General features: G+C 63.0%; 14 protein-coding genes. 5 read left to right on the top strand and 9 right to left on the bottom strand.

Annotated features, from left to right (window positions below; genetic code table 11):
* Nucleotides 1-182: 182 nt before the first annotated feature.
* Nucleotides 183-5855, bottom strand: coding sequence for a peptidoglycan-binding protein (locus tag BLS48_RS24065; RefSeq protein ID WP_091583079.1), 5673 nt, complete (start codon nt 5853-5855; stop codon nt 183-185).
* A 278-nt stretch (nt 5856-6133) separates the two neighbouring features.
* Here BLS48_RS24065 and BLS48_RS24060 point away from each other — a divergent pair, with 278 nt between their 5' ends.
* Complete coding sequence (locus BLS48_RS24060; protein ID WP_091583076.1) at nt 6134-6961, top strand: GntR family transcriptional regulator; 828 nt, start codon at nt 6134-6136, stop codon at nt 6959-6961.
* 239 nt (nt 6962-7200) lie between these two features.
* Here the strand turns inward: BLS48_RS24060 and BLS48_RS36325 are convergent, their stop codons facing one another.
* From BLS48_RS36325 to BLS48_RS24025, 7 genes are all read right to left on the bottom strand, one after another.
* The gene (locus BLS48_RS36325) at nt 7201-7554 is read right to left on the bottom strand and encodes a type 1 glutamine amidotransferase family protein (protein ID WP_244529825.1); all 354 of its coding nucleotides are present in this window, start codon (nt 7552-7554) and stop codon (nt 7201-7203) included.
* On the bottom strand, nt 7529-8689 hold the full coding sequence (locus BLS48_RS24050) for an NAD(P)/FAD-dependent oxidoreductase (protein ID WP_143019493.1): 1161 nt from the start codon (nt 8687-8689) through the stop codon (nt 7529-7531). Before BLS48_RS24050 ends, BLS48_RS36325 begins: the two co-directional genes overlap by 26 nt.
* Nucleotides 8670-9086, bottom strand: coding sequence for a hypothetical protein (locus BLS48_RS24045; RefSeq protein ID WP_091583208.1), 417 nt, complete (start codon nt 9084-9086; stop codon nt 8670-8672). The genes BLS48_RS24050 and BLS48_RS24045 overlap by 20 nt, the downstream gene beginning before the upstream one ends.
* Nucleotides 9087-9088: 2 nt before the next feature.
* Nucleotides 9089-11734: a LodA/GoxA family CTQ-dependent oxidase gene (locus BLS48_RS24040; RefSeq protein ID WP_091583074.1), complete on the bottom strand. Its 2646-nt coding sequence runs from the start codon at nt 11732-11734 to the stop codon at nt 9089-9091.
* A 33-nt stretch (nt 11735-11767) separates the two neighbouring features.
* Nucleotides 11768-13741 carry a tyrosinase family protein gene (locus BLS48_RS24035; RefSeq protein WP_244529824.1) on the bottom strand — a complete coding sequence of 658 codons (1974 nt, stop codon included), beginning with the start codon at nt 13739-13741 and terminating at the stop codon, nt 11768-11770.
* Nucleotides 13742-13751: 10 nt separating this feature from the next.
* Nucleotides 13752-15851, bottom strand: a complete 2100-nt coding sequence (locus BLS48_RS24030; RefSeq protein ID WP_091583069.1) for a multicopper oxidase family protein — start codon at nt 15849-15851, stop codon at nt 13752-13754.
* A gap of 372 nt (nt 15852-16223) precedes the next feature.
* A complete protein-coding gene (locus tag BLS48_RS24025; protein ID WP_091583066.1) occupies nt 16224-21023 on the bottom strand; it encodes a putative Ig domain-containing protein in 4800 nt (1599 codons plus the stop codon).
* A 237-nt stretch (nt 21024-21260) separates the two neighbouring features.
* Between BLS48_RS24025 and BLS48_RS24020 the strand changes: the two genes are divergently transcribed.
* The 4 genes from BLS48_RS24020 (at nt 21261) to BLS48_RS24005 (ending at nt 23531) form a co-directional block, all read left to right on the top strand.
* The gene (locus BLS48_RS24020) at nt 21261-21791 is read left to right on the top strand and encodes a phage tail protein (protein WP_091583064.1); all 531 of its coding nucleotides are present in this window, start codon (nt 21261-21263) and stop codon (nt 21789-21791) included.
* Between the two features lie 75 nt (nt 21792-21866).
* Nucleotides 21867-22397 (top strand): phage tail protein, encoded by a 531-nt coding sequence (locus BLS48_RS24015; protein ID WP_091583061.1) that lies wholly within the window; start codon nt 21867-21869, stop codon nt 22395-22397.
* A 61-nt stretch (nt 22398-22458) separates the two neighbouring features.
* Nucleotides 22459-22992: a phage tail protein gene (locus tag BLS48_RS24010; RefSeq protein ID WP_091583058.1), complete on the top strand. Its 534-nt coding sequence runs from the start codon at nt 22459-22461 to the stop codon at nt 22990-22992.
* Complete coding sequence (locus BLS48_RS24005) at nt 22992-23531, top strand: GNAT family N-acetyltransferase (protein WP_091583055.1); 540 nt, start codon at nt 22992-22994, stop codon at nt 23529-23531. The genes BLS48_RS24010 and BLS48_RS24005 overlap by 1 nt, the downstream gene beginning before the upstream one ends.
* Nucleotides 23532-23569: 38 nt before the next feature.
* Here BLS48_RS24005 and BLS48_RS24000 read toward each other — a convergent pair whose 3' ends face one another.
* Nucleotides 23570-23863 (bottom strand): DUF6916 family protein, encoded by a 294-nt coding sequence (locus BLS48_RS24000; protein ID WP_091583053.1) that lies wholly within the window; start codon nt 23861-23863, stop codon nt 23570-23572.
* Nucleotides 23864-23906: the final 43 nt, after the last annotated feature.

The raw sequence follows: 23906 nt of genomic DNA, 5'->3' as shown, positions 1-23906 counted from the left end.
GTGGCGGTCGAGGCTAACCTGCCGCGTCCCGAGATGGGGCGGAGAATGATCTGACAGAGGTCGAGCGATCGGCTTCAGCGCTCCGGGCTACCACCACTTCAACCACTAGCATGGAAACGTTAGGGCTGGGCGCATCCATTCAAGCTTCTTGCCGGGCATGGTGAAGGAACAGAGCTTATGGCTCAGTCGATCGTCTTGATGCATTGCCGTGCTTCAGGAACCCACTTCGTGCCTGGCGGACAGATCATCTGAAGCTGCGGCAATCGCGGCATGATCTGCGGTATCCGTGGCTGAATGGGTGCCGGCTTGGCGGGTGCGGGCCGCGGAGGCTGGCGTGGAGCTACCGGCTGAGGCTGCGGCGCGGGACGCACGGGCTGCGGCGCAACGCAGCGAAACCCTTTGCCTCGGGGAAGCTGCTGCACGGTATTGCCCGGAGGGCATATGCAGAAGCCACCGATCAGTGCGCCGCCTACGCACTTGATCTGCGGCGTTGGCGAGATCGGGGCCGGCGTCGGCCGCACGCAGCGATACCAGTTGCGCTGAACTTGCTCCCGGGTCCAACCCGATGGGCAGATGCACCGGTTGCGGGAGTCCACGCGACCGTCATCGCAGCGAATTTGGGGCACGGGTTGAGGCTGTGGGGCGGCTTGTAGCCTTGGAGGCGGCTTGGGCGCCTGCGTCGGCGCAACGCACTGGCCGTCCCGTTCAACGCGCGGCGCAACGCAGACGCATTCACCGGTCGCGCGGACAGTGCTGTAACCCGGGCCGCATATCGGCGTTTTCGCCGAAACGCAGGACCGATTGTTGCCCGGATTGAGGTCGCTTTGGTCTCGTGTCTGACCAAGCAGAACAAGAAGCAGGGCCCGATCCGCCTGCGTGCTGGCCTCGAGACCGACCGATGCTCGCGCCCTGCTCACCGCGTTGCGGGTGCGGCTGCCCACTGCACCGTCGATCGGTCCCGGGTCGAAGCCACGATGATCGAGAACACGCTGCAGCATCCTGATTTCATCGCGCGACATGGCAGAGGCGTCGGTAGGGTCCGGTTGATAGATCTCTGCGCAATTCTGGAGCGATGCGCCGCTTTCCCCGTGCGGCAGCCGGATATCGAGTGAGACGACGGCAGGATTACCCGGGGCGAGACCTTCCGGCTCGATGATGCAGTCAACGGTCTGACCTGATTGCGAGCATGAGCCGCGTCCGTGCAACTGAGTCAACCTTGCACCGGGACGCGAAAAGGTATCGCGAAATGCGACGCGGCCCTTGAACGGGCGGCTACCCTTGCTTTCCACGGTGATCTGGAACCGGCAGCTCTCCTGGCCTGAGCAGTCTCCGATCGTCTTCTTGGAAATCGCGAGGTCCACGGGCGCCGCGATAGGCTCGCATTTCCCGGCGGAATCCCTTTCCTGACCCGGCGGGCATTCCACAGGCTCTTCAGGGAGGACCCTCGTCGTTACGCAGGAACGCGAGATTATGTTGTCGCTCGGGCGCTGTTCGATTGGGTTTACAGGGGAGGGTCGCGTCCACTTCAATTCCGCACAGGTCGTCAGGTCCATCCCCTCGGACGGGATGGCGGGCGCCGGATCCGGCAACAGCTTGACCTCGAAATCAACCGACGTTTCCTCACCAGGGCCCAGAATGCACCGCCCGGGGCTGCAAGTCGCCTTGTTCCCAGACGTGGTGCAGGACCACGCTTCCGCTTTGCAGGCCAGGCCGGATTTTTCGCCTTTAGTGCTTAGGAACCGCGCGCCCTGCGGGAGTGTCACGTCCATCGTCAACTCGCCGCGATAGTTGGTGGCACCCGAATTGCCGATGACGAACTCGTAGTTAGTACATGCGGGACCACGGCACACGCGGGTACCGTCCCCGTTGAAGTCGAGTTCTGGCGTGATCGTCGAATTGTAGCAACTAGTCTCGCCCCAGAGGCTGGTTATGATGTCGAATGCTGAGCAGAGTTTTGTTTCGCCCGTTACTGTGCGATTCGCGGAATGATTGATCAGGACGAGAGCGTCGTCCCGATCATTGGCTTCATTGGCGTCTGGGGGGCCGCCCAAATACTTCACCGTAGCGACGTTCGTAAGGTTGTCGAGGTCAGGGGGAAGTGCTTTTCCAAAGGCAACTGTCAACTTAAGGACCTCGCGCATGGTCTCGCCCGGTTCGATCTTGACGGGCGGATGGTCACACCTCAATTCGCCGTCCTTGACCTGCTCGCAATTCCAGCCGTTTGGCGGCCGCGGAGACCAGCCTTGCAGCTCAATGCCCAGACCCGCGGCAAACTCGTCAATGATCGAAACAGGGCCCTGGTAGGACGCAGAACCCGCATTGGTTACGGCATAGGTGTAGTCGCAAACATCGCGGGCCAAACCGTAGCAGATCGGCCGACCCTCCTTGGTGATCGCAAGATCCCATTTAGGCACGAGGCGGAATGTATGGCAGCCTTCCTCGCTTACGCCGTCATTGTCCGGATCTTCTGCGAACCGCACGCAGTTCTGATAGTGAGTCCGTGATTCTTCGAGATATTGGGATACTAACAACGTCAGCCGGATCCTGCTCGACTTCCCCGGCGCCAATGTTAGCTTGTCCACTGTGCAGGTGATGCGGCCAGGCTGAAGGTCCTTCTCCTTTCCCAGCGCTGGAGGGAGGCGTGGATTTGCCTTGCAGAGCCAAGGATCACCGGCTCCGTAGCTCGAGATCTCGAATACGTCGTCATCCTCCTCGACCATCGAAAGCGGTCCCTCGTAGTCCACAGAACCAATGTTCTGGATTTCGATATCAAAGGCGCAAGGCACGCCGCGCTCGCACGCAGCCGGTCCTTTCTTGCGGATAACAAGATCAGGACGACCTTCAGCCAGTGGAACCAGCAGGCAGATGCGGTCATTCGAGGCATCGGTATCCGCATTCGATCCGCTCCAGTCGATCTTGACGCAGTTCTCAACTTCCATGCGATCCGGCCCGTATCGGGGGATCATGTTCAGGGTCAGAACCTCGCTCGTTCCCGCCTCAAGCACGACGTGCTTTCTGCATGCGAAGGTGGGCTCGGCAATGTCCGTGATACACATCCAATCCAGTCCCCCGCCGGCGAGCTTCCAGTCCGCGGGCATCTCGTCGACGACGGTCAGAATGTTGTCGAAGGGGCCCGGCCCCCTGTTGGTGATGATAATATCGAACGCGCATTCGGCCCCCTGCTGGCATCCGCCGATGAAGCCCGTTCCGGCCGCGGCTGCAGGCAGAGCGCCTTGGCCCTTGAAGCGCTTGTCGATGGACAGGTCGACGCCGAGCATACCACCCCCCGCCTCGGGGGCGTTTATGTTCACCGCCGCGCAGGACCGGTCATTGTCGGGGCGCGCATCGCGTTCGTTGGCTGACCAGTCGAGTTCGGCGCAGTTCTCGGCCGAGCCCGTTGCGTTTGCCGGCGAACGGATCGCAAGCGACACGTCGATCGATTGGCCTGGCTCGAGCCGCTGCTGCCGACGACAGGCGAATCGGTCACCGCCACCCAGCGTCAGCATGCACCACCAGCCGATATCCTTTGCTGCATAGACCCAGCCCGCCGGGAGCACATCGATAAACGAGACCTGCCCTTCGAAGGCTTCCGTCCCCGTGTTGGCGATGCGCAGGGTGAAGGAACATGGCCCACCGGCGGCGCAGCTGGCTTGCTGCGCAAGCTTGGTGATCGACAGGTCGCGCCCATCCGCCGCCGCGCCGGGTGCGGGACCATCGAATGCGAGGTCCGTACAACCTTCGTCGTTGGCGGCATTGGCGTCGATGCCGGCAACGGCGTGCTCGATCGCTGCGCAATTGCGGATCACGCCAACAACCTGTTGAGCCGGGACCTGCGCCTCAAAGGCCAGGACATGCTGCTGGCCGGGCGCGAGGGAGAAACTGGCATCGGTGCAGACGACTTCTGGACCGAGCTGTTGGCACGACCAGTTGGAGCCGGCGGGACCGGCCGCAGTCAGTTGCCAGTCGTTCGGTAAAAGGTCGCGGATACGAATCGGCGACGCATAGGTTCCGCCGCCGATATTGGTGACGACCGCAACGACCGTACACGATGCACCGGGCACACAGGTGAATGGTACCGCCTTCTGGAGTGCCAGATCGGGACCCGCGTCGGCACCGCCGAGAGGCAGGGGAGCGGGCCACCAGGGCTCCTTTTGTGCGTCCAGGGGCCACAATGGACCTTCCGCCGCCGCTTCGACCGCGTCTCCCGCGACGGGTTCCACGCGTTGGTCTGGTACCTCTGGGTAGGGTGCAAACACCTCGACATCGCCCACGGCACCCGCATTGCGTCGGGCCAGTCCAGCGATATCCACGTTGCCGGCCGCATCTGCATTCACGTCGATGTCGATTGCCAGAAACGCATCCGATGCGCGGCCCTCATTGTCGGACACATTGGGCGGCAGCGGGATTCCGAGCAGCCCATGCACCTCGGAGATGTCGGTGCGCTCGCGCGTCGCCACGTTGAGGCATGGGTTTTGAACCGGGCAGAGGTGGTTGGCGGTGATCCACATGAAGGATCCCGAAGCAACTTCGTCGATCGAACCGCCTGTATAGTTGAATCCGAAGTCGACCCCGCCGGCCATGTTCTGGCCTACCGGGACGTGCGACTGCGATACCTCCGCGGCCGCGCCGTCATCGGCGCTCGGCCGCCAGGATCGGTCATCCTGCTGCCGCCATACCAGGTTCTCCGGACTTTCGAAGCCGGGCGAATAGGCGTCCGGCCACGGAGGCCTCGCAGTGCTGTCCGCGGCCGGCTCGCGCGTGACAATGCCGCGGTGGCGGCCGAGGAGCATGACCTGCTGCTCAGGAGTCCGCGGAAAGGCTATATCCGAAATGGCGAACACGTCGCCGGTCGTCCCGCCAAGCACGAGGAACTCGAGCCGCGCTGTTCCCCGCCGGAAGCGCCCGGAGTCGTCCAGTCCCACCGACCAAACCGAATTGGTCTTTTCCGCCGGCGAGGCTTGTTCGAATTCGCTGTTGCCAAAGCCCGCATTGCTCCAGAGTGCGTAGAAAAGGCGCACTTCGCCGGTTTCGTTGTCCCGGTGAACCGAGAGACCCCATACCCGTCGCCGAAAGTCGGCGAGATTCCAGCACTCCGGCGCGACAGCAACATTCCCTGCGGCGCAAGTGGTTAGGCTGGCAGCGCTTGACGGATCGAACTCGACGGTGGGAAGCGACCGCGTCTCGCCCGTGGGGACGTCGAGGAACCCGGAACGAGCATCGATGCCATGGTCGAACCTGCCGCGTTCGGTGCCGTCATCGATGCTGAATGCGTGAATCATGCCGGACTCGAGATCCGATACGAACAGCTGACGGTGATAGGGGTCGAAGGCCAGGTCTCCGAGAGCTGCACCGCTATTGTGGCGGCCATCCAGCGTCACCGATGCAAACAACCGCGGCGCATATCCGTTGCGGGCATCGAGCTTCCAGATCGAGTCCGGCCCGCCGCCTTGTCCCCATTGTCCGTCCATCCACCCGTCGCCATCGCGATGGAGGCCTGCGAATGCCGACGCGGCCAGGTAGATGTTCGGCGCGGGGTCGTCGTCCAGAGCAATGGCGAATACTTGGCCCACGTGTTCGGCCGTGATGAGGTTTCTCTGTGGCTCGTCCAGCCAGTGCTGGCCCGCCGGATCGAAGCCGGGGCGGCGCACATCAATGACCTTTGCGACCGCTCCTTGAGGGTCTATGCGGATCGCAGGAGCCTGACCGGGCTGGATCGTCGCAACCGTCCCGGAGAACTGTGTGACAATCGCTTCGCCAGGCTGGAGATCGACCTCCTGGGCCTGCGCGTTGGCAGCAGCGAGCAGCCATGAAAGCGCAAGCCCGACAGCCACCATCCAGCGACGCTGCGGAAACATGCCATCCTCCTCGATCCCGCGCTTCTGTCGAAAAAAGATGACACAAGAACCGATGCTACCGATTGATCGTGATCAATTCGGCTGCGCCGTCTCGAGAATCAGATCAAGTTTTCAGCAGTGTCTGGGGAGCGCTCCACATTGATACAGGCACTATCCTGGCCAAGCCCGCGCCTGTTTGCACCACGCCGTAGCGCTCAGGATCTCGGCAATGGCCGAACCAATCCGGCAACGTTGCAATTCCCTGTCTCAGCGCTGACGCGCTGAAGGCAGTGCATTCCATGGGGATGGTTCACCGCTTCAATGGTCGCGGCTATCTTGTCGGCCCGGCGGGACTTGGTCTTTCACCCAACCGTACCGACATCAAGTCTCTTGGTCTGGTCAAACGGCATGCCGCCGACGAGGCGCTGCAAAGCCGTTCATCGTGGGAGCGCATATACAACATCATCGAAGCCGACGTTGCCGGCTGTATCGTCTTTGGCCAATATCGTATCGTCGAAACAGAGATGGCCAGGCATTTCAAAGTCAGCCGGACAGTCGTGCGCGACGTGCTCGGTCGCCTTCACGAGCGCGGCCTGGTTCGCAAGAACCAGAGTTCTCACTGGGTCGCGGGCCCCCTGACGGCCAAGACCATCAAGGATCATTTCACCCTTCGCCGCCCGCTGGAACCCGAGGCGCTGATTTCCGCCGCACCGAACATTAACCCCGGCATGCTGGCTGACCTTCTGAGGCAATTGCAGGCCCTCGAACAATCCGAGGGGGCGCGACAGGCCGACGATCTTGAGGACATCGAAATGAAATTGATCGATATGTGCGTTCTTTCAGCATCCAATGACAAACTCACCGAGCTCATTCGCAATAACTTGCTTCAACTCGGCGCCGCCGGACGGCTCTTGCGCCGCCTCGGCCTGCCGGAAGACCAAAGCGTGATAACCGAACTTAGGCTGGTCGCGGAACTACTCACGCGTAACGTGGTCAAGGCGGCGGCCGCAATGCTCGATGCCCACCTCGACGCGGCCGCCAAACGAACCGTCGCCCAGATGAAGATTGTTTCGATCATTCCGGGCCCGAGCGCCACCGCGGACTATCTAAACCGCATGGTCGAATAGAGTTCGACGGCCGTTTCTGCACAATGCGCGAGTGCTGCGTTGGCCCGCGCGTGAGCACCGTTTCGTGGAGGCAAAATACCGTCACTGCTCTTGGCGATGCGTCGTCAGTGAGCCACTGCGACAACACGAAAGGCACCTAGTAAGCCTCGGTTACTAGATTTGCCTCATTCGGGTTTGCCCACCAGATCACCGAGGATTAGGCCAAGGCTGCCATGGTGGGCGAGCCGCGTCATCAGCCGCTATTGGGCGGACTGCGCGCATCGGTCAAAGTGAACTGGGCGCCGGCTTGTCAGGCGGGCAAAGGTGGCGATAGAAGTGACTGCGTGCCTTGATTGCGCTTCCCAGCGCTGGCCTGTCCCGGATGGCGGCCCTGGCGGTTTCGCGGCTGGCGGGCAATGTCCATGGAGTTGCAGCAGCTTGAAGCTGGCTTGCGCATCGAAGCGCACCCGGTTCAAACTGGTGACGGGCGCGCCGTCGATCGACAGAAGAACCGTCTCCAGCCCCTTCTTTTTGTCGATCCAAGAGAACATCTCAAGCGGGCCAGCCACATCGAGCAGGTTGACGCCGTCATAGACCGGGATACCGAGTTTCATTGGATTGCTTCTCCCTGCTCGAAATGCCCATGGCTTGTCCCTGAACCGCCGCCGCATCGTCGACATGGCTGCGACGCCGCTGCCAGAAAGGCGTGTCCCATCGCGCGGCGGCTGCGTAGTGGGCAGCGAGTGCCGGGACGTAGTCGGCAAAACCCTGCGCGGCAATCATCGCGTAGCGCCTGCGGGCAAGCTCGCTGCGCCCGTCGATCATGTCCGACGCGGCATAGGCCGCAAGGATTCCCGAGCGCAGCGCATGCACGATGCCGCGCGACGACAGCGGATCGGCGGCAAAGAGGCAGTCGCCCGCCGCCACCCAGCGCTCACCCGCGGCCGGGTCGACCGTGGCCGTACCAGCTGACTTCACCGCGACAGAGGTTTCGCGCGCGCCTCGAGGTAGAAGCGGTGCGATGAACCGTGTTGCCGCCAATGCGCGGTACCAGGATTTCGGGTCGCGCAACGCGCTGCCGAGATCAGGATCGGTCAGGCACGCCACCACCCGGCTGCCGCCGGGCAGGTCGGCGCTGTACCACCAGCCTTCGGGGCGCGCCTCGATGACCATCCGGCAATCGCCCGGCGCGCTGTCGAAGAAGCGTGTGTAGGCCGCAAGGTGGGCATGCACCTTGAGCGCTGCACCGAGGCATCGCGCCAGCCTCCAGCTGCGACCGGCCGCCCAGATCACGGCGTCGGCGACGATCTCTGCATCGGCGAGCTCGAGACGCCAGCCCTGGCCGTCACGCACCGCCGAACGCACGGCGCAGCCAAGCCGAACCTCGACGCCTGTTGTGGCTGCCGCCTCTACTAGCAGTTGGTCGAACCGAGCCCGATCGAGCTGCCAGCCGGAACCTTGGGCGGAGAAGATGCTGGGACGCTCGCTAAGCGCGTCGTCGGCCCAGGCTGAAACGACAGCGCGGTTGTCGACGAAAGAGGCAGCAAGGAACGGTTCCCATGCCCCGAGCTGGCGCAGCAGCCCTTGCGCCACTGCCGGCAGCACCTCGCCTGGCTTGACCCGGTCGTGCCGCCCAGCCTCGATCAGCACCACGCGCCCTTCAGGCGCGTGACGGCGCAATGTCAGTGCGGCCGCGGTGCCCGCCAGCCCGCCACCGATGACGACGAATTCAGCCTGCTCTGACGGCATAGAAGGACGCCACCACCCCTGCCGGGTTGGTGCTGCCGCCATTGCCCGAATGCGGGATGGTGCGCACCACCGAGCCGACGATCGCCGGCACTTCCAGCCGGTCGGTACTGTTCGGCCATACGGGAACGAGCCAGCCTACGTAATCGTAGATCCATTCTTCGCCACCGACCACGCCCTTGCCCTGGAAGCGCACCTGCATGGGCGAGCCGTAGCCAAAGCTGCCGCGCAGATCGAGCGACCATCCCGGGCCGCCGATCGTTCCCGAGAGTTCGGTCTCCGATTGCTCCACGATTGTTAGCGTGCCCTCGCCGAACAGGAGGTCGTTAGCCGCCTTGCTGATATCGGGATCGTTGAGAAAGCTGCGATAGGTCCAGTTGCCGACAAAGGGATTGGTCATCGTCATTCTCCCGAATCTTCGACGCAGATGTATTTGATCCCGGGCGAGGGCTGATCGAGCCCGCCTCCCGGGTTACGGACCATGAAGCCGAGCTTCGACCACTCGGTCACCATTTTGAGGTCGCCGGCCAGTGTCTGCGGAATGCCACGTGCCCAGTTGCGGAACTGAAAACCGGTGCCGACAGGGTAATAGACCTGCATCGGCCGGTGCGCCGGCCACCACAGCGTCTCCCACACGCGCCGTTCGCGTTCCATCAGCGTGTTGCCGACGCTGTCGGGGTAAAGGACGTTCCATTCCTCATAGGTGACGTCGATCGTCTGGGTGGAGCATTCGTTGAAATCGGCCTGCCATGGCAGCCCGCTGAGCTTGGTCAGGTCGCCCGGCTGCAGCCCGATGTCGAAATCGCTGCCCAGCGACAGCGGATCTGAGGCATAGGCGATGTAGCCTTCCTCGCTGACGCCTGCGCCCCAGCGGTTCGCGTTCTCCTGCGCTGCGGTCAGCGCGAACGTATACCACTCGGGGTCGGCCTTGATCCGGTAGGGCTCGCGCCAGATCGCCGGATTGCGGATGATCCAGGTTACTTCGCCACCGGGGCAGAAGGCGCCGCCGAGCCCGTTCGACAGCACGCCTTGGTCGAGACCGCGCCCGCCCGGCACGTTCCAGTCCTTGTAGGGCTGCCAAGGATCGATGGCCGCTGCGAAGCCCGCATCCACCTCATCGATAAAAATGCCCTCCGCCCATTGCCGCAAAAGGAACAGCTGCGTGTCGGTCAGCCGCAGGAATTTGCTGACCGTCTTGTTGGTGATCGGGTTGTCGCCGGCCAGCAGCGGCATCAGTGGCAAATGATAGGTGCGCGTTGCCGGATTGGCCTCGAGCCGGAACAGGTTCTCTTCGCCCGGCTTCCTCAGGAGATCGAACAGATACTGCCGCGCGGAACGGCCGGGATCGGTGGTGGCGTCCTTGGCCGCAGCAGTGAGGGCGCGGTCATACAACTGGCCGGAGCGGTATTCGAACGCCAACCGTCGAAGTGCTGCCTCGATCGGCTCGTCCGGATCGGTGGTGCGGTCGGGCTCGCCCGGCTCCTGCCGCGACGAAGAGCGCGCGAGCGCCAGCATCGGCTCCGGCGGTGGCGCGACGGCCGCGGCGATGCGCTCGATCACGCCAGTGACCGCCGCGTCGAAAGCACCGCGCGCCTCGGCATAGGCGGGATCGGCCACGGTATCGTTATCAGCAAAGGTCCTTTGCCAGCGCGCAGCATAGGCGCGTGGCGCCTCGCCATCCGCGGGCGGGCAGACCGCGGCCGTGAAAGCCGCCGCCGCCGCCTTGAGCGTGGCGCCGGCCTCACCCACCACGGCGTCCTTCGCCGCGCCCGGCGCCTGCGTTGCATCGAGCTGCATCAGGCTCGGCTCCACGGCTGCCTCGAGCAGGCGCCCGTCGGCCTGGTCGTCCCTGGCGCGACCTTCCTTCGCCGCCAGCCCGCGCGGCGCTATGCGCGGCGGGATACACAGGCGATAGGGGTCGAAGGTGCCTCGGCTCGACTGGTTATGCGGGAAGTTCGATTGCTGGAGGATGTTGGCGAAATAGGAGAATTCGTCGGCGCGAAAAATGATCGGCCAGATGTCGCGCCAGAACCAGGGACGATAGGCCGGGTTCCACTCCACTGGCCCGGCCTTCCAATGCAGCAATGCCGCCGTATCGGTGGGATCGATCTTCTGCGGCGCGTTGAACGTTCCTGCCGTGCCATACATGTCGGTACGGTAGGCAAACTCGCGGATCGACATGTCCTCGACCACGTCTTCGAGCGTGATCATGTCGAGCACCTCAGGTGCATAGCGGGGATAGCCGACCAGCACCCAGGCGGGATATTCGACATCGATGTACCGCAACGCCTGGACGCGCTCCTCCATCATCACCAGCCGGGCCATCACCGGCCCGTCCGAGATGTCGTCGAACCAGCCATCGCTGTTGGCGTAGGTCTCGATGCGCGGATGGCCGAAGCCTGTGAGGAACGAGCCGCTGTTGCCATGCCCGCCGAGCACCAGCAACCGCCCATTGTCGTCCGTCATCATGTCGCCCAGCGTGTCGATGTCGTTTGGCGCCATCCCGGTTGGCGGGAAGGTGACCGCATAGGCCGGGTTGGTGTCGCGCCCAAAACTCGCCTTGCGCCGCGCGGTACAGTCAACGGCTTGCGGGCCGGCGTCGATGACCAGCTTCTGCCGTTCAATCGGATCGGTGATATCAGGATTGCGCAGCGGCGAGCCGTCGGGATAGCCGGCTTCGCCGCGCAGCCCGTCGAAGGTGAACCACGCCGCCTTCTTGTTGGCGAGCTGCACCCGCCACTGGATATCGACCAGCTTGCCTCTGTTACCGCCGCCTTCGACATGGTCGCCGATCTTCAGCGCTACGCCGTCCGGATTGGCGTCGTCATAGACGAAGATCTGGAAGCGCGCCGCCTGGCGCTTGATGCGGCCCTTATTGTCCTTGAAGTGCTTGATCGGCGCGTCGCCCTTGGCGGCATTGCCGTTGGCGTCGCATTCGATCGGCATCTGCGCCGGCTTTTCCGGCGAGATGCAGAAGGCTTCGGGACTGTCGCCGAGCCGGGCGATGCCGACCGCCGGGTGGATGCGATAGATCGATGGGTCGGCCATGTGATTTCCCCCTGCGCCGGCGCCGGCCTCTGGTCAGTCGAGAAAGTTGAGCGAGACCCCATCGAGCCGCAGCAGCTCACGGTCTTCCTCGTAAGAGGCGCCGATCACCACCAGGCTGACGGTGAGACTGGAGGCGCCGGCGGCGATCAGCCGGCGTGCAGCGCGCGTCACGTCGATGCGGTGGTTGCGCGGCGTGTTCATGCTCCGCTCGCGCAAATCGAACTTGCGGTTTTCCGCCGGTGGTACCTCACAATGTCCGGGTCCGCCGTAACATTCGCCATGACCGAACACGGCGGCGTAGCCGGCATAGCCTGGTACGTTGAGCGGCGTCGAGGCATCGGCATCCGGTGTGTTGAGGAACACGCGGATGAAGCAGGAGCGCGGCAACTGCGGCACGCGGTGCAGCCGCACTTCGGCCGAGCGGAATCCCTTGGTCGCCTCGGGCACCGCGATCGGCGCCGACACGAAGCGCCCGACCGGGCTGGTCAGCCCGACCGGCATCAGGCATCCGCCGCGAACATATTCATAGCCGAAGCGGTTCATGTCGAGCGTATCGCGTACCGCGTAGCTCCACGGCGTCAGCGCTGAATCGAGATCGGCCGGCAGGCCGTCGGGATGCTCCTGTTGCCAGCGCCACCAGAGCCGGTCGATGTTGGCGTGCACCGGCCAGAAGATCGGGTCATAGGACGCCGTCAGGTTGGAGAACATGTCGCCGAACTGCGGCTCGGAGTAGAGATCGTCGCGCTGGTGGAATTTTCGGCCGGCAACACGCACCGCGCTGTTGCGGTCGGCGGGAGCGTCGGTCTTGAACGCCGGGTTCATGCCGCCGGTCCAGATATGCATGGTGTTGTGCGGGTTCTGGTCGAGGAAGCCGAAGCTGTCGACATAGAGGCTGCCGCCTCCGAAGTCGCGGAAGGTGCGCAGCGACAGGATCTCGTCAATGTCCTCCTGGGCCGGGTAGTGATAGTGGATGACGCTGTTGATTGTGCCTTTGCCGAACTGGCCGGAATAGCGCAGCGGATACCACAACGAATTGGCGCCGAGCAGCGCATCGATCAGCCGCTTGCGGTTTTCGCCCTCCACATAGTCCTTGCCACAGGCCCTGCTGACCGCGTCATAGATCTGCGTCGGATTGGCCCAGAGCTGGCCGACCAGCGTGTCGATCTTGGCCGGGAAACCGTGATCGCGCAGGAAACGCGCGGAGTCTTCCGTCAGAAAGCCCTTGAAGGCGTCGGGCAGTATCGCGCCATTGGCCGGATCTTCCGGCTTGTAGCGTGACGCGGGAAAATCCCACCACGGCATGGTCACGTCAGGACAAAAATCCTGCAGCGCCTGCTCGAACTCATAGAGATAGACGCGATGCCACGGCAGGAACCGCTCCCAGCCATGCTGGCAGTGATTCTGGTGGATCAGCGCCAGATTGTTGTAGCTGCGCTTGTCGCCGACCCATTTGTTGAGCTTGTAGAGTTCGCGAAAGGCGTAGCGCAGCCGCTCCTTTTGCGGCTCACTCAGCCCATCGGCATCCATGCGCTGGCGCAATTCGCCCTTGGCGTAGCGCCATGCCGCCGGATCCGACGCTGGGCCGAAGATGGGACCGGGAAGTCCCTTCACCTCGACGCGGGCTTCGGTTGCCACGCTGACTTCGCCAGTGAGCGCGATCGATCCGATCACCTCTCCGGGACAGCCTTCCTCGATCCAGGTTTCGATGCGGTCAATGTCGTCATCCACGACCGGCTTGCCGCCCCAGGGCAGGCGCGGGAACTGCTTGCCGTCGAACGGCGGTAGCCCGCGCAAGCCGCGGATCAGTGCTGAGCGCTCACCGCGCCCCTTGGCGTCGCTCTTGCCGCAACAGGTGGTGTTGAGCGGCGCGATCAGCGGCATGCCCTGTAGCTGGAGCGTCAGGAACTCCGGCAAGGTCAGCCCGGTCAGGCTGCCAGGCCCCTCGTTGCCGCCGGCTGCGGTGAGGATGGCTTTCACGTCGCTCCAGGTGAACGGCGCCTCAGGCATTGGCTGTGCCTTACTTGAGGGCATCGTGACCACCCACGTCCATCTGCATGGCCTCGCCCCGCGTGGTGTCGCCCACCTGGTCGGGCAGCACCACGGCAACGTTCTGCATCATGCCCTGGTCCTCATGGTCGAGGATGTGGCAGTGGAGCACGTACTCGCCGATATAGCGTTCGTAGCGGGTGCGCAGCGTGATCGTGTAAATTCCTGAAAAGCCCGTGGGCAGGTTCTGCGGGATCAGGCTCTTGATCCACAACGTGTCTTTCCACACGCCCTTCAGTCCAGGATATTGTGGGTCGGGCGACCCGGCGACGTCGTCTATCGCTCCAGGAGCGCTGACATCCTTGCCGAGGGGGTCGATGATCGAGATGATCTGGAACGGATTGACGTGAATGTGGAATGGATGGCTGACGAAATGCGATTGGAGTGTCCAGACCTGCGCCTTGCCGAGCGGCAACTGGCGATCGATGCGGGTCGGATCATAGGGTTTGACGTCGGCGGTGTTGAGCGTGTTGCCGACCTCGAACTTCACATCCGGTCCCGATGTGTCGATGAAGAAGGTCAATTCCTGGGTGCCGTTGCCCTTGACCTCCTCGTCCGTGATGTCGGGGTGCGGCGTGAAGCTGGTGAATTTCATGCCAGTCTTGAGATCGGCCACCACCGTCGCCTTGACGTTGGCGGGCATGTTGGTCTCGGCGAGCGCGACCAGCTTGCCGTTGATGTAGGTCTCGACATTGTCTACCGGCTTGCCCGGTGCAACGTCGACCAAGCCGAGCAGCCGCGGGCCGACATCAAGCCCATTGACCACGCCCGATTTCGGGGCTGAGGAATCGATCACGCAGTAGCGCCCGGCCTGTGGAAAGACCACCAGCGCGTCGAAGCGGTAGCCGGGCTGGAATGTCGCCAGCGTGGTCATTTGTGCCGCCGCCATCGTCAGGCCATCGGCGGCAACCAGCGCGTAGGGCACCGGTTTGGTGTCGCAGGTGTCCTTCATGAAGGAAGCCGTGGCGTCGGCCCTGAGCAAAGTCTTCACCCCGGGCTTGAGCTTGCCGTCCAGCACCTTGAAGAACTGCAGGCTGATCGTATCGCGCACGCCGGCATGGATCACGCGCCAGCGCTCGATCTGGCCCTGCGTCGCCTTCATTGCATCGTCGGGATTGAACACCTTGCCATTGAGCGAGGTGTAACGGCCCGATGCCGGCCAAGTGCCCGGGCCGAACTGGTCGTAGGCCTCGATGCCGCCGACATCGCCCGGATCGCAGAAATAGCTGCCTTTAATATTCTGCTTGATCGGGCCGAGATCGCCTGGCTTCGCGGCTGGTCCGCGGCAGGCATACTGGATCTGCTGCATCACCAGTACCCGTTCGGGGATAGCCGAGGTCGGGATCAGCGTGTCGAGGTCGCCATGCGCTGTCGGCGTGGGCGGACGGTTGCCGCGGATGATCAGCGCTCCGGCCATGCCGCTCGATACCTGCAGCGCGGTCGAGCCGTGACGGTGCGTGTGGTACCAGAAGGTGCCGGATGGATGGTCCGACGGGATGTTGTACTCGTAGGTGAACTTGGTCTGCGGGTTGATCGACAACAGCACATTATCGCTATTGCCGGTCGGGCTTACCCACAGCCCATGGGTGTGCAAATTGGTGCCGTTGAAGCAGTGCGGAATGTCGGGCATCTGGCCGCCGGGCATGCAGCCGGGATCGCCTGGTTGCGGCCCTGCCGGCAGCTGGTTGTCGAGGGTGATGCGCACCGTGTCGCCGGGAACCGCCTCGATCGTCGGCGAGACATAGGGCGCGGCGGGATCGACGCCCTTGCCGGTGTAGCCGCGCAGATGCACCTTATCGTAGCCGCCCGTCGACGGATTGTAGATCTGGTTGTCGATGTACTGGATCTTGAGATCGAGCAGGCGGTCGCCGCGTGCCGGCGCCGTGTTGCCCGGCAGTGGCGCGGGGGCTTCCTCGGTCAGGATGGGCTTGGCAACCGCCGCGCGCTCATCCTGCAACACCGGCGGATTGAGGATTTCGGCTGCCGCGGGTAGCGCCGCGATTGAGCCCAGGCTGCCGCCGAAAACACACGCGAAAATCCGCGCACGCGCCATCCATCCACCACGCGACATGGTGCCCTCCGCCAATTTGACTCGAGATTGCGTTCGGAAAGCATAGTGCGACAGATCAGGAAGCATGTCCAGATTGCGAAGTTGTAAAAATCAAATTTACTTCACAAAACACTGTACGAGCGGGCTTGTAGGCTCGTTTATACGACAAATTGCCGATTCGCTCCAATTTCGATCTATTTTTAACAAGTTTACTCGCAGAAGACGATCTCTGAGAACTATCGGTTCGGCCCGTTGTTCTCGCATGTATACATCGTCGGCTACGGCGTCGCCGCCGCTTTCCGCAACGCGCGCTCCGACAAAGACAACACCTTCGCAGTCGCTGGGCTGCGAGGGTGAACATGAGGCACGACAGGTTTTCCGGCGCGCCCAAGATCAGAACGTTTTGCCCAGATTGACTAGGAATCCGTTGTCGGTATCGCCATCGCTGCCGAACAGGCCGCGATATTCCAGCCGCATGTTGAAGTCCTGCGCCGTCTGCACATTCACCCCGAGGCCGAGCATGAAGCGGTCCTTGCCGAGCCCGTCGATCGACGTGTGATAGATCGGCCCGCCGAACATGTCGGCGTAGTTCATGGTGATCGCACTGTCGCCCTGGAAGTCGTGCTGGTACTCCAGCCTCACCTGCGGCGAAACCACGCCGAAGTCAGCGGCGAACTTGTAGGCGAGCGTCAGGCCGAGATTGCCCGTGGTGGTGCTGATGTCCTGCTCGCCATAGTGCAGGGCCGAGGACGGATCACCACTTTCGGTGAAGGCATCCAGCTTCGCCTTGGCAACGTCGAGACGTGCATAAGGCGAGATCTGCCATTCCTGGATCTCGAACTTCTTGCCGGCCGAAACCGAGGCGAACCACTGGCCGCCGTCGCGCTCGCCGTTGGCAAAGCCGCCACCGGAAGTCAGGTACCGCTTCGAGTCGAACGACAGCCACTGATATCCCATAAGACCGTCGATGAAGTAGTCCTGGCCGGGATGATAGCTGGCGTAGAGACCCGCCGTGTAGGCCTTGCCGGTGCTGCGGCTGCCATTGTCACCGACGTCGCTGACATCGCGGCCGTAACCCATGCCGAGACCGATCGCGAAAGCGCGGCTGCAGCGATAGTCGACGCCGGCGCTGAGGCCTGTGGTCTCGAACTTGTAGCCGTCATTGCCGTCACGCTGGCCGATATTGATCGAGCCGCCGGTCCAGATCGTTACCTTGCTGTGGCCGAAGCTGCCGGTGCCGAAGCCGCCGGGGGTGCCCGATGTGGTGGTGTCGTCGAGGGACGATTTGAACGGCCAGTTCGGGTCGGACGCCTTGCTGCGACCGCAATCAGGTCCTTTTGCCGCTTGTTCGGCTTCGCCGCAGGTGCTGTCGAAGGAGAGCACGATGCCCTGGACGAAGGCCAGGCCATCCGTGGGTTCCTGGCCATTGTCGCCGTCATGCAGGCCTTCCAGGCGCTGCTGGAAGTTGCCGATCTGCGAGGTGGCGAAACGGCGCGTTGCGGCGGTCTCCGCGTTGAGGATGCCCATGACCTCGCTGTCCAACGTCGGATCTGGACGCTCGACGACCTCGATGGTGATCGCCGTCACCGCCGACGTCGCATAGGCGTTGCTCAGGGTGAAGGTTACCGTTTCCGTGCCCTGGAAGGTCGCCGTCGGCGTGAAAGTCATCTGGAACCCGTTCAGCACCGTGGTGCCGGACGAAGACGGCGGCACCGAAACCAGGCTTGCGCTGGTGAAAGGCCCGCCGACTGCATCCTTGGTCAGGTCGACGACCACGGCCTTGCCCGACACCGTCGTTACATGCTGCGCGACCGGGACGGGAAGGGGCCTGACGTTGATCGTGACGGTGGCAGGTGTCGAGGTTCCGCCTGGTCCGGTCGCTGTGTATGTCAGCGTGTCCGATCCGTTAAAGGACGCTCCCGGCGTGTAGACGATGTCGGTGCCGCTCACCGACGCGGTGCCGTGCGCGGGCGCCGTGGCAATCGCTACGGAGGTGATGGTCCCGGTATCGTTGTCCGTGACGTGGATGGTCACGGGCTGCCCTTCAAACGTTTCAGCCGTCTCCGGGTTGGCGACCGGCGGGTTGTTGCCTATCACCAGCGTGTAATTTGCCGTGCCGGTGAAACCGAGACTGTCGGTCGCCGTGGCGGTGATGTTGAACGAGCCGAACTCTGCCGGCGTGCCCGAAAGCACGCCCGCTGATGACAGCGTTATTCCGGTCGGCGGCGTGCCGGTCATCACGTAGGTGTAAGGACCGGTGCCGCCATTGGCCGTCAGCGTCTGGCTGTAGGCAACGCCGAATTGACCCGCAGGCAAGGTGGCCGGCGCCAGCGTGATGGTCGGCGCGGCGACAATCAGCGTGTAGGGCCGGGACCCGGTCGCCGCAGTTCCCGTCGTGCTGTCGGTCGCCGTCACGGTGAAGGAGAAGGAGCCGGCAACCGTCGGCGTGCCCGTGAGCGCTCCGGCCGCAAGCGTCAATCCTGCGGGCAGCGTGCCCGACGTCAGCGCAAAGCTGTACGGGCTGGTGCCGCCACTCGCCGAAAAAGTCTGGCTGTAGGCGGTTCCGGCCACGCCGCCGGGAAGGCTGGCGGGCGACACCGTCAGGCCGGGCACCAGGACCTGCAGGCTGTAACCTTGGGTGCCCGTCTGGCCATTGGCATCTTGCGCCTGAACCGTGATCGGAAATGTGCCGGACTGCGTCGGCGTTCCCGAAAGAACGCCTGCTGAAGTGAGCGACATGCCATTCGGCAGCGGACCGGCGGACAGCAAGAAGCTGTAGGGGCCAACGCCGCCGGATGCGACAAGGGAAACGGGTGTGTAGGCAGCCCCCGCGGCCGCATCCGCCAGCGAGGCCGGTGTGATTGCGATGGTCGGTGCGCCGACCTGCAGGACATAGTTTTGCGTTCTGGCGAACGGTGCGCCGGTGCCGGTGCTGCTGTCGGTTGCCTGGACCGAGAAGGTGAATGGGCCGGTTACGGTGGGTGTTCCCGAGAGCAGCCCGCTATTGAGATCCAGCGCCAGGCCCGCCGGAAGCGCACCGGCGCTTACGGTGTAGCTGTAGGGCGCAGTGCCGCCGGACGCCGTGAACAGCTGGCTGTAGGCCGCGCCATAGGCGGCACTAAGCGTTCCCGCCGCAGGCGCCATGGAAAGCGTTGGCGCAGCGACAGTGAGCGTGAACGGCTGCGCAATCGCGAAGGGGCCATTTCCGGTGCTGCTGTCGGCGCCTGTGACATTGAGGGCGAAGCTGCCCGCTTCTGTCGGCGTCCCGGAGACGGTCACGCTGTTGGTCCCCGAGGCGGAAAGACCCGCCGGCAAGCCGCTTACCGACAGCGTGTATGGCGCAGCACCGCCGGATGCGGTGAAGGTCTGCGTGTAGGCCACGCCAACTTGTGCGGTCAAAGCCCCGGATGCCGCGACAACGATCGTCGGGTCGCTGATCGTGATGGTGACCGTCGCCGGTGCGGATGTTCCCGCAGTATTCGTTGCCGTGTAGGTGAATGAGTCGGGACCGGCGTAGCCGGCGGTGGGTGTGTAGCTGATCGTCGTGCCGCTGGCCGTGGCCGTGCCGTGGGTGGCCGCTGTGCCAACCGCAACCGATGTCGGTGTGCCGCCGGTGATGTTGAGCGTGATCGGATTGGCGCTGCTGTCGTAGGCGACCGTGGCCGACACTGCGTTGGCGACCGGCGGAATGTTGACGACGTTGAGCGTGTAGGCCTGCGGCGCACTCGAATAGGGTCCCGTGCCCGTGCTGCTGTCGGTCGCGGTTACCGAGAAGTTGAAACTACCGGCCGCGCTTGGCGTGCCGGAAAGGTTGCCTGAAGCCGATAGCGCCACGCCCGGCGGCAGGGCTCCGCCTGTCACTGCATATGTGTAGGGCGAAGTGCCTCCGGTCGCCGGATTGAGGGCCGCCGAATAGGCGCTGCCGGCCGTGCCATCTGCCAATGTCGTCGCCGGCAAGCTTATGGTCGGCGCGGCAATCGTCAGCGTATAGGCCCGTGTGCCGCTGAATGGTCCGGGCGCGGTGCTGCTATCGGTTGCCTGGACGGTGAAATTGACTGTGCCGCCGGCGGTTGGCGTGCCTGAAAGCGCGCCTGTTGTCCCGTTCAACGTCAGCCCGGCTGGAAGCGATCCCGCGCTGATGGTGAATGTATAGGGGCCCGTGCCGCCGCTGCCGGTCATGGTCGCGCCGCTGTAGGCGAGCCCGACTGTACCGCCGGGCACGGTGGCGGGGTTGACGACGATGGTCGGAGCCGCATTGATGACGACGGTTATGTCCTGGGTGACGAACCAGACGCCGCCGGTCGAGATCGTCGTGCTGTCCTGCGACTTGACCTTGAATGTGACGGTGCCCTGGGCGCTCGGCGTTCCGGAAATCAGGCCGCTGGAGGACAAGCTAAGTCCAGCCGGCAGGGGGCCAATCTCGACACTGTAAGTATAGGGCGCGGTGCCGCCGCTGGTGCTGAGTTGCTGGCTGTATGCAAAGCCTACCGCGCCTGCGGGCGGGTTGGTCGGCGAAACGACCAGGGTGGGGCCGGCGACACTTAAGCTGTAGCTTTTGTCGGCTGTCAGGGGCGTGCCGGCCGTGGAATCCACCACATGCACAGTGTAGTTGTAAGGGCCCGAGCCCGTCGGCGTGCCTGAAATCCTGCCGTTGGGCGCAAGGCTGAGCCCCGGCGGCAAGCTGCCGCCACCCGACGTATAGGTATAGGGCGCCACGCCTCCGCTGGAGGAAAGTGTCTGGTCGTAGAAAACGCCGACTGCCGGCGTCGGCAGGCTTGCCGGGGTGACGGTGATGGGCGAACTGGCAGGCAAGACGGTGACATTGACGGTGACGACACCAGCGGACGCGTCTTCAAAGGTGAAGCTATCCGACAGGGCGCCGTCGCCATTGTTGACATAAGTCAGGAGTCCGGCGGAGGGGTTGTCGATGGTGACATGGCCGTGTGCCGGCTGCACCACCTGGCTCTGCGGGTTTGTTCCGAAAGGATCGCATGACGACGCGTCGATCTGATGAGAGCCGCCGGATGCCACGGTAAACGTTATCGGGGCGGGGCAGCCCAGGGATGGCGCGGCCTGTGCCTCGGATGGCGCCAAGGCAGCCATGCCAAGAAACGCAAGCATGGCAACCCACAGCAGGAACCTGCTGGCAAGCGCGTCCGAACGCTCGGCCCAATACTTTACAGTCCGATCCAATGCATGCCCCCCGTGCCGCCAATCGATACGCTTTGGTGTCGAAGCGAAAAATATAGACCGATCAAATCTTTAGCTGACGCAGAATCCGAGTGCGATTATCCCCATCGGTTTGGGAGGCAAAGTAAATCATACAGTCTTCACCATGTCTACCATGTAGAAAAACTCCGCTTGCAGAATCTCTGGTTTATGAGCAATGATGAATTCAACGAACTTGCTGAACAATATTAGGGGGAGCTAATGGCCGAATATTTCCTCGGGCAGATAATGATGACGGGGTTCGGGTTCGCGCAAAAGGGCTTCGCCTTTTGCAATGGCTCGATAATCGCCATCGCTCAAAACCAGGCGTTGTTTTCGCTGCTCGGCACCACCTATGGCGGCAATGGCACAACGACCTTCGCCCTGCCCGACCTGCGCAGCCGCACCCCGGTCGGCTTTGGCCCATCCGCCGATCCGAACTGGAACCCATCAGCCTATCAGTGGGGTGAAACCGGCGGCGTTGAAAACGTCACGCTGCTGTCTCAGCAACTGCCGGCCCACAACCATGTGGGCAACGCAACCACTGCAGCGGGTGCGGCGCGCAATCCCAGCGATGCGCTCTATGGCACCACCACAAATGCCATCTATGCCGCGCCGAATGGCCGTCTGGTTCCACTTGCGGCTCCGACCGTCACCTATGTCGGCGGCAACCAGCCACACCCGAACATACAGCCCTACGAGACCATCAACTACAACATCGCGATGACCGGGATATTCCCGTCACGCAGCTGACGCCTGCGAGCCATCGTCAGATCACTGCACGCCAAATCACTGCCCGCCAAATTACTGCCCGGAGGAGATCCATCGATGACCACGCCCTTTGTCGGAGAGATCCGCATGTTCGGGTTTTCGCGCGTGCCGAACGGTTGGTTCGCCTGCGACGGGGGGCTGTATCCCATCTCGGAATATGAGGTGTTGTTTACACTGATCGGCACCACCTATGGCGGCGATGGCCAGTCTACCTTCGCCGTGCCCAGTCTGTCCGGTCGTGTGCCCATCCATCAGGGCACCGGGTCTGGCCTTTCGACCTATGTCCTGGGCCAGGTGGCTGGCAGCGAGAACGTCACACTGCTCCCCCAGCAGATGCCGCAGCACAATCATTCGATGACCGCGACCACGTCGAGCGCCGATGGAAAATCGGTCAACACGACGGCCGAACTTGGTGCCGTCTCAAACGACACCATGTATGTGACCGATATTGCCGGCGCGACGCCTTATGTCACCGCCCCACAATCGACGCAGAGTGTCGGCGGGACCTCGCCGCACGACAACACAATGCCGACCCTGACAGTGCAGTTCTGCATTGCATGGGCGGGAATTTACCCATCGCAGGGCTGAGCCCAGCGCTCGGGATTGTTTATGGAAACCGGTTCGCCATCCAGATCGCAAGGACATTCCAATGACTGAGCCCTTCCTCGGTGAGATACAGGTCTTCGGCTTCAGCTTCGCTCCGCTCGGGTGGGCGTCCTGCAATGGCGCCGTTGTTCCGATCCAGCAATATTCGGCGCTGTTCTCGTTGCTTGGCACCAATTACGGCGGCAATGGCACAACCACCTTTCAGTTGCCCAATTTTACCAACCGCGCCGGCTGCAACCAAGGCACAGGCCCCGGGCTTTCAGGCCGCACTATCGGCGAGACGTTTGGCGCAATCAGTGAGACGCTGACGGTGGCGCAAATGCCGGCGCACATGCATCAGTTCACAATATACAACCAGCCGGATCTGGCCAAGAAAACGGGGGCGCCCTCTGCCGGCAATTCATTGGCCCCGCCGGGAAGCACCAGTCCTTTTGTGGCCAACGCGGAGGCGAACGCGCAATTCCTGCCCACAATGCTCGGCATTACCGGGAACAGTCAGCCGCACGAGAATCGCCAGCCTTACCTCGCGCTGAATTACAGTATAGCGATGTCGGGGGTCTATCCGTCGTTCGGTTGATGGTCTCGATCGAAGCAGAAGCGCTGCCGGCATTTCCTGCCGGCGAAAACTCTCGGCTGGGCTTTCCGCGTGGCGCGTTCCGCAGCGCGACGCTCGCGGACATTCCATTTCTGCGCCAGCTCTACTGGTCATTCCGCATGGAGGAAATGGAACCCGTACCGTGGCTGCAGGAGATGAAACGGGCGTTCATCGACGGGCAATTCAACCTTCAGCATCGCCACTATGTCAGCGTATTTGCAAACGCCGATTTCCTGATACTGCAGGACAAGGGCAAGGCGATCGGACGGCTCTATGTCGATACAAGTGCCGAGCGTTGGCATATCATCGATATAGGTTTCCTGCCGCAGTATCGCGATCGCGGCCGAGGGCTCGCCGTGCTGAAGGCAATTCAACGCCAGGCGCAAAGCTGTTCGGCATCAAGCGTCTTCCTGCATGTTGAGCGGCGCAACATTCGCGCGCAGGCTCTCTACCACCGCCTTCATTTTCACGAAGTCGATGCTACCGATACTCATATCGGGATGCAGTGGTCGACCGTCTGACCGGCTGGCTCTTCTTCCCAACCGCTAGCGTTGTCGCCTCAATTGAAGATCGCCTGATAGACGATGCCTTCCTTGTCCCTGGCGACAGGGACCAGGAATATTTCCAAATTGCCGAGGGTCGCGTTTTTCAGTCTGTAGAGCTTCTGCGGCAGCACGATTTGCGATCCGCTTCGGAACATCAGCGAAAAAGGCGATCGCCGCATTCCGGGAAAGCCGGTCTCCGGCAGCGGCCGGGCCTCCGACAGCGTCAGGGGCAGCGAACTCTCCCCCATGTCGATGTCGAACGCATTTCCGACGCACCCGGCGAAATGGTCCAGCGTCACAAGTCCCATAAGTCCTCCGCTTCCCGGTCTATTGATACCCGGTGTTTTGGCA

It is taken from the genome of Mesorhizobium qingshengii (assembly GCF_900103325.1).
GTDB classification, from domain to species: Bacteria; Pseudomonadota; Alphaproteobacteria; order Rhizobiales; family Rhizobiaceae; genus Mesorhizobium; species Mesorhizobium qingshengii.
This window is presented reverse-complemented; position numbering and strand designations above follow the sequence as displayed.